Source organism: Larkinella arboricola (assembly GCF_003259745.1).
In the GTDB taxonomy this organism is placed as follows: domain Bacteria; phylum Bacteroidota; class Bacteroidia; order Cytophagales; family Spirosomataceae; genus Larkinella; species Larkinella arboricola.
On sequence record NZ_QLMC01000011.1, the window covers coordinates 1 to 16,080 of the forward strand.

The window sequence follows — 16,080 nt, forward strand, 5'->3', positions numbered from 1 at the left end:
CCACATTCGAAGCGCCCCTTTCCATCCCATGACCCAGGGTAAAATTGAGCGCTATCACCGGTCAATGAAAAACGTTGTCTTGCTTGAACACTATTACAGTCCCGATGAGTTGAGTAGGCGGATTGGTGAATGGGTCGATTATTATAACAATCATCGCTACCATGAATCACTTAATAATGTGACACCAGCTGACGTTTACTGGGGCCGCCAGCAGGATCTGTTGGCGGAACGGCAAAAAGTCAAGCACTTAACGCTGTTGCAACGGCGGAAAAATTATATTTGTCAGCAAGCACAAAGCGCTTAAAGCCTCTCTTCCCTTTCCAACTTAAGTTGTCCACTTTCTGCTGACGACGTACACAAACTCTTTGGCTGGCACATAAAACCCGTTTGTTTCAGCCAGTGAATCTTTAAGTTTAGCTATTTCAATATAACAAGTTCGAAATGCATCACTACTGGAGTGGTTAGGCACATCAATAGCGAACCACTTGGACTTGATCGCAATCGAGACGGTAGCATCAGTCTCGCTTAATTCAAGCGTCACTATAAGTTTGTCTTCGACATACTGCCAAGCCATTAAAATCGAATCACCGCTTAGCGGGACCAAGTCTTCAACCGTCATTTTTACTGTTGTATAATCAAAACTATGTGGCTGTTTCAAAAGTCTATCAACCGCTCAGCCGGGCCATTTGTCTCTTAATTCCAAACCCAAAAGTACCCATCTTGAGCGGGCTAGCTGCCGGAGCAAGCAGTCCGGAGACCTTTTGCAACAGCCACTGTACTTATGTTAAGCTTCAAAAATAATCAACTGATTTTCAGTTAATCCAAAATAACTGTCAAGTGAAGTTGAGCCTGCCTTTAAATGTACATGTTCTTCAACTGCTGAAGCGGTGTTGCCGGCCCAACAACAATAGAATTCAAGATTTCCCCACCGAGATTTCAGTTTAATCAAGTCAATAAGTCGTGCTACTGAACGCTTGGCATCTTCCCAGACAGGATTTTCAAGTTGGTCTGATGGTAGATCGAACCCACATGAACAGTTGGTGTAAGAGCCTACATAATAGATGTGCGGGTTGGAAAATTTATCTCTCAAATCTTCCAGCTCTTTCTGAATAGGCTCTTCCAAATACAGTTCGGTTTCATTTGGAATGAACGTACTCTTTTCCTGGGGTTCAATTGTTGCAATGTAAACGCAGTAGCACATACAGCAAAAAGTATTGTATAATCTAATGTATATGTTAAGGCCATCTTCAAGGTCCTTTACTCGTAGTGGGCGGGGTGAATCTACGAATATTCCTTTAACTTAATACCGGCTTTTATCTTCCCTTTCCAACCTACAATGGGGCTTGTTTTGAGGGCCTGTAAAGGGCGGTTGATCTAGGAATAGTCGAATAACATAAGAATACTTATACAGCTGTTGTTGAGAAAGTGCAATTTTATATAACAAATCTCTTCATACCATTTGGGAGATATTTTTAGTTGGATTATGTGGTTTTTTATTAAGCAAATTAAATTTTAAAGATAGAGCCGAGCTTGATAAAGTCCCTCCTCCCCTTTCCAACATTTGAAATATTTTAGAAATGAGTGGTTCAAAAAGTTGAACGAGCCATAAGTGCCTTCATGTTTTTACGCTGTTTGTAAAAATCACAAGAGCACTACGACCGTGGTGATAATGCACAAAGTGTTCCACGGGATCGGGCAGGCAAGCGGTCCATCTTATTACAAGGCTTAAACGTTCATTTCAGCCCTGTCACCCCTCTCCCACCACTTATGCTGTTTGAGACTAAATTTGTTTATGGCGTATTACAAACGCTCGTTCATAAAATGCCATAAATAGCTATTTTTGCCCAAGAAGCTTTTTTCCCTGATAGATTTTATCGATGAAGTACGTTTGCTATTACCGCGTCTCCACCAAAGCACAGGGGCGGTCCGGCCTGGGGCTGGGCGATCAACAAACCATTGTGGGCCGCTACCTGCGGGAAACCGATGAGATCATTGCGGAACTGACCGAAGTAGAATCGGGCAAAAAAAGTGACCGGCCTAAACTCGTCGATGCCATTCGTATCTGCCAGCAGCAGGGAGCAAAGCTTTTAATTGCCAAGTTAGACCGGCTTAGCCGTAACGTCGCCTTTGTGATGACGCTGCGGGATTCGGGGGTGGACTTTGTGGCCTGTGATTTGCCCGACGCAAACACGCTGACCGTGGGCATGATGGTAACTTTTGCCCAGTACGAAGCCGAGCGTACTTCCGAGCGGACCCGTGCTGCACTGGCCCAAAAGAAAAGTCAGGGTTTTCCGCTGGGTAAACCCGAGAACTTAACCCGGGAGGCCATTCGGAAAGGAGAGGAAATCAGACGGAAGAACGCGGCCACCCACAAAGCCAATGTGCAGGCCACCGAACTGGCCCTGCTTTACCGGACCAAAGGCATGACGTATACCCAGATTGCCGAAAAACTCAATCAAACTCATTACCAGACCCGGCGCAACAAGTCCTTTGATGGTAAAGCGGTGTACCGGCTGCTTCAGCGGGTTCGCTGAAGCAGTCACGGTGGTGAAAACAGCCTTATTATAAGAGATAAACTCCCGTTTGAGGGGATGGTATTTCAGCTTGCCGTTCCAATCACCCAGGTCCCGGTGCCATTTTAGTATGACACCGGGCTGGTTACCAGCTTATTAAATACAATCCATCTCGTCGGCGCAGATCAACGTAGTAATTTTACCCTGCCGAACGAAAATTTTCCTCAATCAGCTATCCTCCGGACTATCGCAATGCCGGGTTGATGTTTACTTCGCTCTGCGGAATGGGCCAGGTTTCGTCGGTGCCGGCCCGGAATGCTTTCGAAGTTACATACCAGCGGCTATTCGGGTCGTTGGTAGTGGCGGTTTTCCGGCGAAGATTGACAGCGCCCGGGAATGGAGCCCCGTAAAAATCGCCGTTGAGCGTTTGGGCGGCTAGGTTCCACCGCTTTAAATCCCAGAGTCGAAGCCCTTCGAGCGCTAGCTCGTTCCGACGTTCACGACGCAGAATGACCCGTAATTTGGCGGGGTCGGTTTCGGTTACTTTGGGCATATTTACCGTTGCCCGTCCCCGAACCGCATTGATGGTTTGGTCGAGCAACGCCTGATTGATACCGGCTCCCGCTTCCAGTCGGGCTTCCAGATAACTCAGCAGCACTTCCGCATACCGAATAATGGGCAGGTCGATGCCCGAATTCTGCAAATCGCCCGTTACCCCATCGTAGTTAAATTTTTTCATCCCAAAACCCGTGCGCGTCGCCTGCTTCGAGGTGGTCAGTTGGTCGGCCGAGCGGGTCGAATCCGGGTGGGTAATGTAGCGCTGATTCTGGAAAAGCTGTCCGTTCACCAAAACCGTATACCCAAGCCGTGGATCCCGGTTTGCCGTCAGATCGGCGGCATTGTACCGTTTATCGGCGTAGGAAAACGGTGTTCCGTCCGTAAATTCATACGATTCTACCAGACTCCCCAGCGGATTAAACAGGTGCCAGCCGCCGGCCACCGCCGGGAACAAATGCTGCGCCATTGCATTGGGAGCCTGATCTTTGACGTACTGGGTCGCAAAAATGATTTCTTTGCTCGCTTCGTTGGTTCCGTTGAACAAACTGGCAAAATTCGGATCAATGGAATTGTCTCCGAAGTCGATGATCGTCTGATACGTTGTGGCGGCTTCGTTGAAAGCCCCGGCGGCCAGCTGGGCCCGCCCTAAAAAGGCCAGAGCCGCCTGCCGCGTTGCCCGACCGCGTTCGGCTGCGGATACGTCTTTGTTCCGGGGCAAATCGGCGGCACTGGCGGCCAGTTCATCCGTTGCAAACTTGAGGACTTCGGTTTTGGGCGACTTGGTAACGGTATTGGCCTCGTTCAGACTCAGCGTTTTCGTGACCATGGGGACGGCTCCGAAATACTGCGAAAGATAAAAATACTGGCAGGCCCGTAGAAAACGCGCTTCGGCGGTCATTCGCTTTATTTTTTCGGCGCTGATGGGCGTTCGGCCCACATTTTCAATGAAGTAATTGCACCGGGCAATGCGGCTGTAGCTGGCGGTCCAGTAGTCCGACAGGTAGGCGTTGGTGGGCATCAGGTTGCCGTTGGTCAACTGGTTGATCCCTGAGTTGTCGCCCCGACGGTCGTAGGCATTGTCACTGGCCAGTTCCAGACAAATCAAACCGTGGTACGACCACCAGTCCGTGGCCGCAAATTCGGCCGCCGTCGATGGGGCCGCCGTCATCTGAATATTGCCCCGGTACATTCCCGCCAGCGCCAGCATGGCGTTGCTTTCCGTAGTCCAGAACGAATCGTTCACGTAGCTGCTCAGGGGGGCTTTATCGAGTTGGTCGCGGCAGGAAGTCAGCCATACGCTACAGAGAGTCAGGGCCAATAGGGTTGTTCGAAGCTTGAAATATCTTGTTTTCATGAGAGGAATGACGGTGCTTAAAAAGTAAGGTTTAAACCGAAGGTGTAGTTGGCCAGAATCGGGTAATACGCTCCCCCGGTATTGATCTCGGGGTCCCAGCCTTTCCGGTAGCTACTCCACAGGTGCAGGTTCTCGGCGTTGGCATACACCCGAACCGACTGAAGGTTCAGTTTTTGGGTCAGAGTCTTCGGTACGTTATAGCCGAGCTGCACATTTTTCAACCGCAAATACGATCCGTTCAGCGTCCAGAACGACGACGTCAGCGTGTTGTTGGTTCCGCTGTTGGTGATTAACTCAAGCCGGGGATACAGCGCATTCCGGTCGGGGTTGGCAGCCGTCCAGCGACCATCAGCCTGCCAGCGCTGCACATTGCCGGTATTGTAGAACGCATAGCCGGCATACCCGCTCAGGGAGCCACCCACCCCGCCAACGCCCTGAAACAGCACCGACAGGTCGAATCCTCGGAAACCCGCCGTTAGATTAATACCGTAGTTTAGTTTCGGAATCGTGCTGCCCAGGTAGGTGCGGTCGTAGTTGGCATCCACTTTTCCGTCGGGAACACCGTTGGGACCGCTGATGTCTTTGTATCGAATGTCGCCCGGTTTGGGGTTGGGAGCAATGGCCGTCTGATTCGCCCAGGTATTGATATCGTCCTGATTGACAAACAGGCCATCGGCTACGTAACCGTAGTAAAGGCTGGACGGATAACCAATAAATAAGGTACTGCCGTTACCAACCAGGCCATTCGGCTGCGTTACGTTGCCGACGCCCAGGTCCAGAACGGTATTTTTCAGGTATGTCAGGTTACCGCCTATCGAGTACGAAAACCCACCCCGTTTATGCTGATGCTGGAGGGTAAATTCCCAGCCTTCATTCAACAGACTGCCCGAATTCTTTTGGCCGACATTAAAGCCCAGCACTTTCGCAACGCTGGCCGACGGGCTGACCAGAATATCGTAGGTTTTTTTGTGAAAGTACGAAGCACTGACGCTAATCAGGCGTTTGAAGAAACTGGCTTCCAGACCAATATCTTTTGTTCGGGTCGATTCCCAGTGCAGGGTGGTGTCGGTAATGGTGGTGCGGGCCACACCCGTCGTGATGACACCCCCAAACGGGTAGTTATAACCCGTATTGAGAACGTTCTGATACGGATAGTAGTTAGCCGATCCATTCGTATTCAGAAGGTTCTGGTTTCCCAGCGTACCATATGAAGCTTTCAGCTTCAATTCATCGATAAAGGTAAAGCGGTCTTTGATAAACGCTTCCTGACCCAATCGCCAGCCGACAGCCACCGACGGGAAAGCCGCGTATTTGCGGTCTGTCGGGAAGCGGGATGACCCATCGTAACGCAGGGTTCCTTCGGCCAGGTACTTGTTATCGTAATTGTATTGCAGGCGACCAAAGTACGATTCGAGCGCCCACTCGTCGGCGGTTCCGCTGGTGGTCTGCGTACTGGCATCACCCGCGTTGATAACGGTTATGTTGTTGGTAGGCAGGTTAGAACGGCTGAGTCCGAGCGATTCGATCAGCGAGGTTTCGAAGGAATAACCCGCCAGGGCGCTGATTTCGTGTTTGCCAACTGTTTTGCGGTAATCGGCAAAGGCCTGTAGCGTTCGATACGTGGTTGTGTTGGTTGATTCATTGAGGGATGAGGGGCCCAGCGTAATGGCCGAATTTAACCGCTGGGTGGCTAGAAAACGGGTTCCGCGTCCCGTGGTCTGCGTATATCCGCCCAATACCGAGAGCGTCAGATCATCAATAACCTGCCAGTCCAAGCGCATATTACCGAGCAGATCCGTTGATTTGCCGGTATAGGAGGATTCATTGTCGAGGTACGAAACGGGCGTTCCTTTATTGACCAGACCCGTTCCCCAGTCGCCGTTGCTTAACCGGATGGGGTAAACCGGAGCTGAACGAACCACCTGCCCGATGGCCGTCACCATATCGTTAAAGTCGAGCGTGGGCGGGGCTGCGGGCTGGTGATCCACCGACTGAATGGCCGACAGCCGGGTTGTTAGCTTCAGGCGTTGGGTCAGCGTATTGGTCAGGTTAAGCCGCAGGTTATAGCGGGTGTAATCGTTTTTGGCCACAATACCATTCTGCCGCAGGTAACCCGCGGATAACAGGTACTGGGTGTTGTCGCCCCCGTTGGAAATGGAGATGTTATGCCCCGTTTGTAGGGTCTGTTTTTTCAAAACGGCCCCTATAAAATCACTGTTGGGGTAGTTGTCCGGATCGGAGCCATCGCGAAACTTCTGAATCTGCGCATCGGTATACGTACCCGGCACGGCTTCGTTCATGAGTTGTGCGTATTCGGCCGAGTTAACAATTTCGGGGGTGGCCGTCATGCGCTGCACACCCACGTAACCGTTGTAGCTGATGCGGGGCTTTTTACTTTTGCCGAGTTTGGTGGTCACCAGAATAACCCCGTTGGCGGCCCGGGCACCGTAAATAGCGGCCGAGGACGCATCTTTCAGGACCGAAACCGACTCCACGTCGTTGGGGTCGATGTCATTAAACGAGTTGGTGGGAATCCCATCGACCAGAATCAGCGGATTGGTGGCCGCTCCGAACGACCCCACCCCGCGAATCTGGATGGTTCCGCCACTGCTGCCCGGCTGCCCCGACCGCTGAATGATGGAAACCCCCGGCAATTGTCCCGTCAGGCTTTGGGAGAGTTGCGGCACCGCCCGGTTGTTAATCTTATCGGATTCAATCTGGGCTACCGAGCCAATCAGTTTGGCTTTTGATTGTGTACCGTAACCCACGACCACGACTTCACCCAGGCTTTTGCTGTCGGATGCCAGCGTGACGTTGAGCGTCGTCTGCGAACCGACCACGATTTCCTGCGTGACATAGCCCACGAAGCTAAACACCAGGGTAGTGCTGGCGTTGGGGACATTGATCTGATAATTTCCATCGACGTTGGTTGACGCTCCCTGAGCGGTGCCTTTCACCAGTACGTTCACTCCCGGGATGCCCTGACCCGTTTCCTGGTCAGTAACGCGCCCGCTGATGGTAATTGCCACCGTTTGGGGTGGATGAAAAGCCATTGCCGGTATAATAACCAACAGGCTAAAAAGGAAAATGGCGAGCTGAATTTGATTAAAGAGTAATCGGTTTCTCATAGTGGATGTTTGAATTGGAGGGGTAAGGATTTAAAAGGATGAAAAATAAAGTATATAAAGTATATATAATTAATAGATTAATAGTCGTGAACCTGGAAAATAAACACGGCCATCTGGCCGGATTGCCGACCAACAGAATTTGAAATACCGCTGCAAAGGTAGGCGAGGCCATTTTTACTTTCCAAAAAAGAAAGTGAAATTTCTGGAAGCGTTATAGGATTGCTACAGCAGGAGTGGGTCATTTCATCAATCACCTTGAAGCCTGGCCGGAATTTTGATCTTAGACAATCCGTCATGGTGGTTAAAACCTCGGTTCAAAAAGAGTTTTTTCTTTATTTTCGGGTCTTTTTATGAGGTCATAAAGTGCCCTATCAATTCAAAATAAGCGCAAGTCCGAGCATAGCCAAGCGCCGACCCCTGACTTATTTATCTTTAAAAGGAAACCTACCTTACTTCAGGAATGCACTACCAGGAATACACCCCATCAACAGACCTTATTCCCTACCTGGACTGCTATTGGACCTTGCGGACAGGAACCCTACCGATGGCGTCCCCCCGACGCGTTATACCCGATATTTGCACGGATGTTATCTTCAATCTAGGGGAGGAAGTTCAGATCTGGAACGGAAAAACGCATCGGTTAAAACCTGGAAAGCCTTACCTGATCGGTACGATGACTACTTTTCAGGATATGCTGCTGCCAGCGGGTGCCAACCTGGCGGGCATTCGTTTTAAACCGTTTGGCCTGAGTACGCTTCTGGGCATTCGCCAACAGGGAATGGCGAACCAGATTCAGGAGCTTGACCCGACTACGTTCCCGTGGGATTACGGATTTTTCCAGCCCTCAGGCATTGAGCCGGAACCTCAAGCTGATTGGAAGAAGATCAATACGTTGTTACGGCGGCATCTCCACGGAAAAGATAATACGCTGATAAACAATCTGGTTGGCACCCTGCTCGATATACGGGGGCAAATTGCCGTCAGGGAACTAGCCTCGCAATACCATACAACCGAAAGACAGTTAGAGCGGAAATTTGGGGAGCACCTGGGCGTTCCGCTGAAAGAAATCTGTAACCTGATCCGGTTCCAGTACACTTACCAGCTAATCAGCCATAGGGAACGCCAGCAGAGTCTACTGGATATTGCGTTTCGGGCTGGCTATTACGATCACGCCCATCTGACCAGGCACTTTAAACGGTATGCGGGTCATCTTCCCTCCCGGATCGGCTGACAACAAAGCTGTTTTTGTCGTTTTTGTACAAAGTTTACCGACCATGCGGCTTCTATATTTGCCCGCAGGTCGGCTGAAAACCGCCTTTCACTTGTTCGAACGACTTTTTGAGAGACAGTCTAATGGAAAAAACGCTTACGGGAAAAATAGCCCTGGTGGCTGGCGCTACGCGGGGAGCCGGACGAGGCATTGCCGTGGAATTAGGAAGAGCCGGTGCGACCGTTTATGTAACCGGTCGTACAACGCGGTCGCAATTATCCGAATACGGTTTACCGCAAACCATCGAAGAAACGGCTGAACTGGTTACCCAGGCCGGAGGGAAAGGCATTGCCGTTCAGGTGGATCATCTGGTAGCCGAACAGGTTAAACAACTGGTTGAGCGAATTGATCGTGAACAGGGTCAGCTTGATATCCTGGTCAATGACATCTGGGGAGGAGAATTTCTAACCGAGTGGTATAAACCCGTTTGGGAACACTCGCTCGAAAACGGATTGCGGCTGCTTCGTTTAGCGATTGATACCCATATTATCACCAGTCACTATGCATTACCGCTTTTGATTCGTAAACCGGGTGGGCTGGTTCTGGAACTAACGGATGGCACGGCCGAGTACAACCAGTCCCACTATCGACTCTCCTTATTCTATGATTTAGCGAAGACCTCGGTGATTCGCTTAGCTTGGGCGCAGGCCAAAGAACTACAGCCCTTTGGCTGCACCGTAATTGCCCTGACGCCGGGCTGGTTACGCTCCGAAATTATGCTTGATTTGTTTGGCGTCAGCGAAGCGAACTGGCAAGATGCCTTAAGCAAAGAGCCGCATTTTGTGATTTCGGAGACGCCTTATTTTGTTGGCCGGGCGGTGGTGGCCCTGGCTACCGATCCGGACCATCATCGCTGGAATGGCGTATCGACGTCCAGCGGCCAACTGGCGAAGGAGTACGGTTTTACGGATGTTGATGGCTCCCAACCCGATGCCTGGCGTTATGTGGTAGAGGTCCAGGATGCCGGTTTACCAGCGGATGCTACCGGGTATCGATGAGTTACGATAGGTATCGCCCTCCCGGATTGGTCAAAACCGCCAGCCGGATGCCTTATGTACCGCCCTGATGCTGGAACAGATGCCCAGTTTACGGAATCTTTATACGCCAGAAACCCTTCCGGTTAGTCGTTCGGTCGGTCCAAGCCGCCCTGCACGAAGTCTGGAAGGGTTTCGCTGTCAAAACCTAGCCTTCACCCGTTGAAATGACTCCTGGAATACGGGTTGGCTTTATTCGTCTTTCATTATTTTCAGGGTTTGGCTTTGCCTCGGAGTGCTGACCCGAAGCAGGAATAAACCCGCAGCCTGACCTGAAACCGAGATTCGTTGCTTTTCTAAAGGATCCGCCTTCGAAATCTGTTTATCGGCTACCACTTCACCCCTGACCCCAACCAGTTGCAAGCGTAACGGCCCGTCGCCCGCCCCGTGTACAGCCACTTCAACGGCATCGTTTTTAATGGGGTTCCCTAAGAGTACCACCTGAAGATCATTCGTTTCATTCCGCGATAAACCGCTCTGGGTAAGCCGATTGGACCGGTCAGATGCCTTTCTAATCAATGCAACCCAATCTTCTCTGCTATTATTGGGAGGATAACCAATCGAGGTGGAGCCATCACCCAAAAACGAACGAACCGATCCGTTTTGGAGATTTCCACCATTACGCGGATCGTACCATTGAACCGTGTAGGCAGCACCGGTATTGATGGTGATATCGGCACTGCCGCCATCTTTCAGATAAACCACATACAGCTCTCCTTCCTGGCCCAGCACCCACCCCGAATTGACATTATTCATCACACGCACTTGCTTTAGGGGTACGTAGCTCCTGAAAAAGGTCAGGGCATGGCGGGTGTAACGGTACATCTTGGCCCGTGATCGGAAGTCTTCGGCGGCCAGGTCCGTCTCTCCGGTGCTGCCTCCGAAATAATATTCAACCCCGGCACCACCCGCCATCAGGTTACCCCAGAGCGCTTCTTTGCGCATATCGTCCTGATTATCGGCCACATTCCCCCTGTTCCCCTGATAATCAGCATCACAGGATACGCCTACGGAGTTCTGTTCGTCGTTGGCTACCACCCACTTCTTATCCGATTTAGCCGATTCCTGTACCCACAGTTTGGTTTCTCTGTAGACGTTATTCCAATCCGTCTGGATAGACGCCCCAGTGTAAGCCGAATGGTTTCCAAGCAACGGTGTGTAGACCTCATCCTGTTCCTTAACATTCGTATGAATAACAATATGATGATTATACGGGTCATGCTCCTGAAAGTACTGAGCCATCTCCTTACGCTGCTGGGTGGTCTGAATGTTCTCCTCGCCTATATTCCAGTTTAAGGCTAAATGGTGCGCAAAGCGCGCGATCAGCTCGCGGTAATACAACTTCCGCTGAATCCCAACGCGGCCTCCATCCAGCAGGTTGCAGTTTTCCCGCTCCTGGGTCTTGAAGTGTAAATACATTCCCAGCTTCGTAGCGTGTTCGAACACCATCTCCCACTGGTCCAGCTTTGAGCAGTCAAAACGGGTATATTCGTCCGAACTCACATACGGATAGACATTCTTATCGTCGCCGTTGATGTTCATAGTCAAAAACGAGAAGACGTTGAGTTGCTGACTGGCCAGGTAGTTGACAGCCCCAATAATGCCTTTGCCCTTACCGTCTTTCCAGGTCGGGTTGCCCGACCGCCAGTCCTGCACGTGCGGACTCCAGCTTTTGCGTCTACCCCCATTGTTGGGCGTATTGTCGAAATCGTCGTAGGCCAGAAAATTCTCGGGCGAATCCACGCCCCCTTTCAGAAAAAATTCGCCGGTTTCGGCAAACTGTAGATAATGTTCGCCCACATAGCGTAAACGCCCTTTCGCCCGCAGGTCAGTGCCTGTTTTATCGGTAGCTGCTACGTTAAACGTACCGGACCTGCCATCAACGGGTTTGACTTGCGAACCCGCATTGGGATCATCGTTGATGGCGATATTGTTGCCTTTCCGCAGGGAAATAGCATAAGACCATTCGCCGGTTTCATCGGGCGAGAAGTGTACTTTCCAGATGTTTCCGGAAGTGGCACTGGTCTGACCGGCGTTGCCGTCGGCGGCAAAGTAGCCCGGCACCACATACTTTTTGGCTCCTTTAGCGAAGGTTACATTCAGTCGGTAGTTTAGGAAGGGGTTTTCGCCTGCGGTTTCCGAAGTAGCCGGTCCTTTAATGATGAGCGTGATCTTATGCCATTTTTTTAATTCGCCCTCTATAGCAACCGGAGTAGAGGATGGATTTTCTCCGGGCTGCTCTTCGTCGGCTGGTCTGGAAACGACCGTAAAAGTAACCGTCAGCGGAGTACCGGCTTGCCCCGAAGCATCATAGGGCGTGGCTTTCAGTGTATGTCTGCCTAGAGAAGGGGTCCAGGCCTTGTGTCTGTCATCGGTATCTCCCGCTAAGGTATAAGGAGCCTCCCTCTCGGTCCTAACATTTTTATTCTCATTTAGATCAAAGACTACTTTGCTAAGCGTTGCGTGGGTATTGACCCGGACGTTAAGCTGAGTACCCGTCACTGCCAGATTGACCTCATCACCCTCCTTTAAAGCATATAAGTCGGTATGGGTCGCAGCGTTAATCAGCGTGAAGCCAGTGAGCGTAACTTGGTCGACGGGTCTGGAAACGACCGTAAAAGTAACCGTCAGCGGAGTACCGGCTTGCCCCGAAGCATCATAGGGCGTGGCTTTCAGTGTATGTCTGCCTAGAGAAGGGGTCCAGGCCTTGTGTCTGTCATCGGTATCTCCCGCTAAGGTATAAGGAGCCTCCCTCTCGGTCCTAACATTTTTATTCTCATTTAGATCAAAGACTACTTTGCTAAGCGTTGCGTGGGTATTGACCCGGATGTTAAGCTGAGTACCCGTCACTGCCAGATTGACCTCATCGCCCTCCTTTAAGGCATATAAGTCGGTATGGGTCGCAGCGTTAATCAGTGTGAAACCGGTAAGAGCAACCCGGTCATCAGACTCTTGGTCCAGGTTACCACTCGTGGTACGGGCCGCCATCGGAGCTTGGTTCACACTAGCAGAACCCGGTGTTAATCCCTTTCCGCCTGCCGGGGTGTAAGGGGTATCGGTCAGGCTGATGACCAAACCAGATTGAGCCGCTAGACTGGCATTAAAAAAAGCCGTTTGAGCGCTGGCAAATTGGCAGATATAAAAACTAATCAGCCATATAAGTAAACAACGTGTTTTCATTGTGGTGTGAATTAAATTAATAATACTACAAGTAATTTTATAGTCATTTAGTCTCTTTGTCATGAACACCAATACGACTACTACAAGCTTTTTAATTTACCCATTTTCATATGGGTTTACAGGAGCATTCTTTTAGATTAGTAAGAACAATAAACGTGCCCTCACTGATTGCTATTTAATAGACAACAAGTAGTAATCAGGGAGGGAAGAACGATGTTTCATAAGCTAACGTACCATATGGACAGATTTAGTAATAAATAGTATTGAGTTGCCTTAAAACATACTTGAATAGCCTTGCCATTCCATTACATCTTCAGCAACCGACAATTGTCAGACACAGTTATTATAAACATCTTAATCGTTTCATAAGATGATTTTAACCTATAATTAAGCATAAACGAATTGTATCCTTAAAAAAAAGGGTCATTAAGAATGCCAGGACCAGATATCAACTTTATTTTGTGATTATTCGGAAACGGTTAGCAAGTCTGCTTTTTGTAACTACTACAGGATTTTCTTATTATATCAATAAGTATTTATATTCAAATAACAGTTGGATAACAAGAAGCGAACTATGGGCTATTTACTATAAAAAGGAGAGAATGAATATTTTGACCTTTATACTTCTGGCCTAGATTGCCACGTAGGAAAGGCAACGGTTTCGCAGTAAGCGTTGGCTCAACAAAACCAGCTTTACCAGCAGCTCTATTAGCGAGATTGATAGCTTTTAGTATGGTTTTGTAAGAAAAAGGCGGTTTGGGTACCATAAAGCAAACCTTCTTTGAGTAGCTGTGGCGAAGGTCTTCCGGGGAACCTCATTAACATACTAAAACCTGCCATCTATAGAGCAGTCAAATCCTGATCATCAGCGGATTTGTACATATGAAAGGTTAAATAATTTCTATCAATTAAGCTTATACGCAGAATGGTTGCATTTAAAGCCAAAGACGTAGAAAGTTTGCCACGTTTGGAAAAAAATTCCACGATCAAACGATGGTTATTTTAAAGTAATGTGACAGGAAGAATATGCACCGAACTGTGCCAGCGGGATTTAGCGAAGCAGTGTGATTCAATTTGCAGGGCGTCGTTTCGCATCTGACCTGTACAGTATACCGTCCAAACCCTGGTTTTTTACCGTCCCGCAAACCTAAAAGAATACAGACTTAGTAGCCGGACAATTAAACGGAAGTAGCGAGTTTGTTGCTAATGGGGCACTTAAACACGGTTAAAAAAGATTTTCGCTCGAGGAGTAAGCAATTACCCAGGTCGGCTAAAAAACAAGTACGAAAGGTAACCAGGAAGCCCCGACAATCCGCTAATGAACCGGGAATAAGGGAAAAGATCGTATGCAACAAAGCCCGGCGTCGTTTAAATCGCCGGAGTTACATCAATTGACCGATAAAATAAAGGCGTTCCTTGCGCTATAACTCCTCATCGTAACAGCGTACCACCCGTTTTTTTTCAGCACGAATCAGCTTTTAAAAGCTATAATTGAAACGCAGGCAAAGACTCCGGGCGCTGTCGGTTCCGGCTGATTTTTGACTGCCCGCTCTTGCTGTTGAAGCTGGAAAAGCCGTTTTCACACTACCGACTGGCCGGTTATTGGTGCAGGTCAAGCTGCTCGAAAATAGTGGGCATCAAGGTTGTCATAATTTGAAAGAAAGGCCCCACCAGGGCGGGGTTCTGGAGATTTTCCGCCAGATCGCGTTCTTTTCGGTAAAAATGGCCAAACAATCCTGTTTGCAGATGCTCTTCTACCCGCTGAACCCACTCCGGATGTTCACGAAGCATTTGTACGGCCCGCTGAAATTGTGCCCGCGTCTGTTCAGCCAGACGCTCTTCCTGCTGTTGCTGAGCTTTTCGGGCCTTTTCCAGTTCCTTTTGTTTTTTCTCATCAGCCGTTTTGGCAGGCGGGGCCTCAAAGGATAAGGGTAATGAGGTTGTCACCATTTTTTGCAAATACCCTCCTACATTTTTAATGACTATCCCCTGGCTTATTTGTTTCAGGGTATGTCGGATCGCAATCCGGACCTGTTCCTCCGGATACAGGGTAAGCCATTCCTGCAGGACCTGCCGGGAAACATACGGTTGAACGGACGAAAACAACTCGTCAACAACAGGCTCCAGCGAGGAATCACTGCTGATGGCCACCACCGGCGCTTTTCGGCGAATAACCGCTACGTCCGGTTCAACCGGTTCATCAAGTTTGTTCTTAGCGTTTTTCCGGGTTGTTTGTATAGGTCGTTTCTGCTCGGATACATGAAAAACAATAGCGGCAATTTTCCGGTTGGAACGCTCCTCCTCCAGTTGGTCGATGCGAATGTTGGTTGTTTCGTTTAAATCGTTGCAGGCACGCAGCAGAATTTTCTGTTTAAAGTTCCCATAAAGGGGATATTCCTTTTCACCAATTTCGAAGATCTCCCGGAGTCGTTCTACGGTGTACCGCACCGTAAAACGCTTGAGATTCATCATGTGCCGTAACATCATGTAAAGACGGATCGAATATTGACTTTGAACCCGGGCCAGGTTTTTAACGTCAAATTCAAGGTACTCTGACCGGAGTTGCAACAGAAAGGGTTTCAGTTCCGGATGGAAGGTAACCCGAATAGATTCTCCCCGCGCATCGTCGATCTGCGTACTGGTACTGGTCAGAAAAGGAATAACTGTCCGGTAACGACGTCCATCCTCCTTGGTGTGGTAGAGTACGAGCGTTTTATTGACCAGGCGTTCGGCGGCCTCCTTGATTATTTCGTAACTGCGCCCGTCCCTGCTCAAATCAAAAAGCCGCATGATATCCGCAACCCGGATTTCGTATTCACAAAACGTCACATCATCGGGGCTGATCATCGTAAGCATGGTGAAGAAAACTCTAAATTCGGTCACATCCATGCGGTAAGTAGCTTCGACAATTCCACTCCGGCCGGCTTTCATCCGAACGATGGATTGTTCCCCTGTATCGCTCCGTTTGCGAACTTTTACCTCTCTCATGAGCATCTGTTTAATACGTCAACATACGCATTTTTGACGGTGTTACAAAGTTGGT

10 protein-coding genes are annotated in these 16,080 nt (G+C 49.5%); 4 read left to right on the top strand and 6 right to left on the bottom strand.

Annotated features, from left to right (window positions below):
• A partial coding sequence (locus LX87_RS26830) for an integrase core domain-containing protein (protein ID WP_146624572.1) occupies positions 1–304 on the top strand: 304 nt, incomplete at its 5' end.
• A gap of 21 nt (positions 305–325) precedes the next feature.
• Here the strand turns inward: LX87_RS26830 and LX87_RS26835 are convergent.
• Complete coding sequence (locus tag LX87_RS26835; RefSeq protein ID WP_111631402.1) at positions 326–619, bottom strand: hypothetical protein; 294 nt, start codon at positions 617–619, stop codon at positions 326–328.
• A 165-nt stretch (positions 620–784) separates the two neighbouring features.
• Positions 785–1,123, bottom strand: a complete 339-nt coding sequence (locus LX87_RS26840; RefSeq protein ID WP_146624573.1) for a hypothetical protein — start codon at positions 1,121–1,123, stop codon at positions 785–787.
• Between the two features lie 754 nt (positions 1,124–1,877).
• Here LX87_RS26840 and LX87_RS26845 point away from each other — a divergent pair.
• On the top strand, positions 1,878–2,534 hold the full coding sequence (locus tag LX87_RS26845) for a recombinase family protein (protein ID WP_111631404.1): 657 nt from the start codon (positions 1,878–1,880) through the stop codon (positions 2,532–2,534).
• 223 nt (positions 2,535–2,757) lie between these two features.
• Here LX87_RS26845 and LX87_RS26850 read toward each other — a convergent pair whose 3' ends face one another.
• Both LX87_RS26850 and LX87_RS26855 read right to left on the bottom strand, forming a co-directional pair.
• A complete protein-coding gene (locus tag LX87_RS26850; RefSeq protein ID WP_111631405.1) occupies positions 2,758–4,425 on the bottom strand; it encodes a RagB/SusD family nutrient uptake outer membrane protein in 1,668 nt (555 codons plus the stop codon).
• A 17-nt stretch (positions 4,426–4,442) separates the two neighbouring features.
• Positions 4,443–7,478 carry a SusC/RagA family TonB-linked outer membrane protein gene (locus LX87_RS26855; RefSeq protein WP_111631444.1) on the bottom strand — a complete coding sequence of 1,012 codons (3,036 nt, stop codon included), beginning with the start codon at positions 7,476–7,478 and terminating at the stop codon, positions 4,443–4,445.
• A 535-nt stretch (positions 7,479–8,013) separates the two neighbouring features.
• Here LX87_RS26855 and LX87_RS26860 point away from each other — a divergent pair.
• Positions 8,014–8,784: a helix-turn-helix transcriptional regulator gene (locus LX87_RS26860; RefSeq protein WP_111631406.1), complete on the top strand. Its 771-nt coding sequence runs from the start codon at positions 8,014–8,016 to the stop codon at positions 8,782–8,784.
• Positions 8,785–8,906: 122 nt separating this feature from the next.
• Positions 8,907–9,821 (top strand): SDR family oxidoreductase, encoded by a 915-nt coding sequence (locus LX87_RS26865; protein WP_111631407.1) that lies wholly within the window; start codon positions 8,907–8,909, stop codon positions 9,819–9,821.
• A gap of 228 nt (positions 9,822–10,049) precedes the next feature.
• Here the strand turns inward: LX87_RS26865 and LX87_RS26870 are convergent, their stop codons facing one another.
• Together LX87_RS26870 and LX87_RS26875 are read right to left on the bottom strand one after the other, a co-directional pair.
• On the bottom strand, positions 10,050–13,037 hold the full coding sequence (locus LX87_RS26870) for a DUF5060 domain-containing protein (RefSeq protein ID WP_211325382.1): 2,988 nt from the start codon (positions 13,035–13,037) through the stop codon (positions 10,050–10,052).
• A 1,599-nt stretch (positions 13,038–14,636) separates the two neighbouring features.
• Positions 14,637–16,025, bottom strand: coding sequence for a replication initiation protein (locus LX87_RS26875; protein ID WP_170139481.1), 1,389 nt, complete (start codon positions 16,023–16,025; stop codon positions 14,637–14,639).
• Positions 16,026–16,080: the final 55 nt, after the last annotated feature.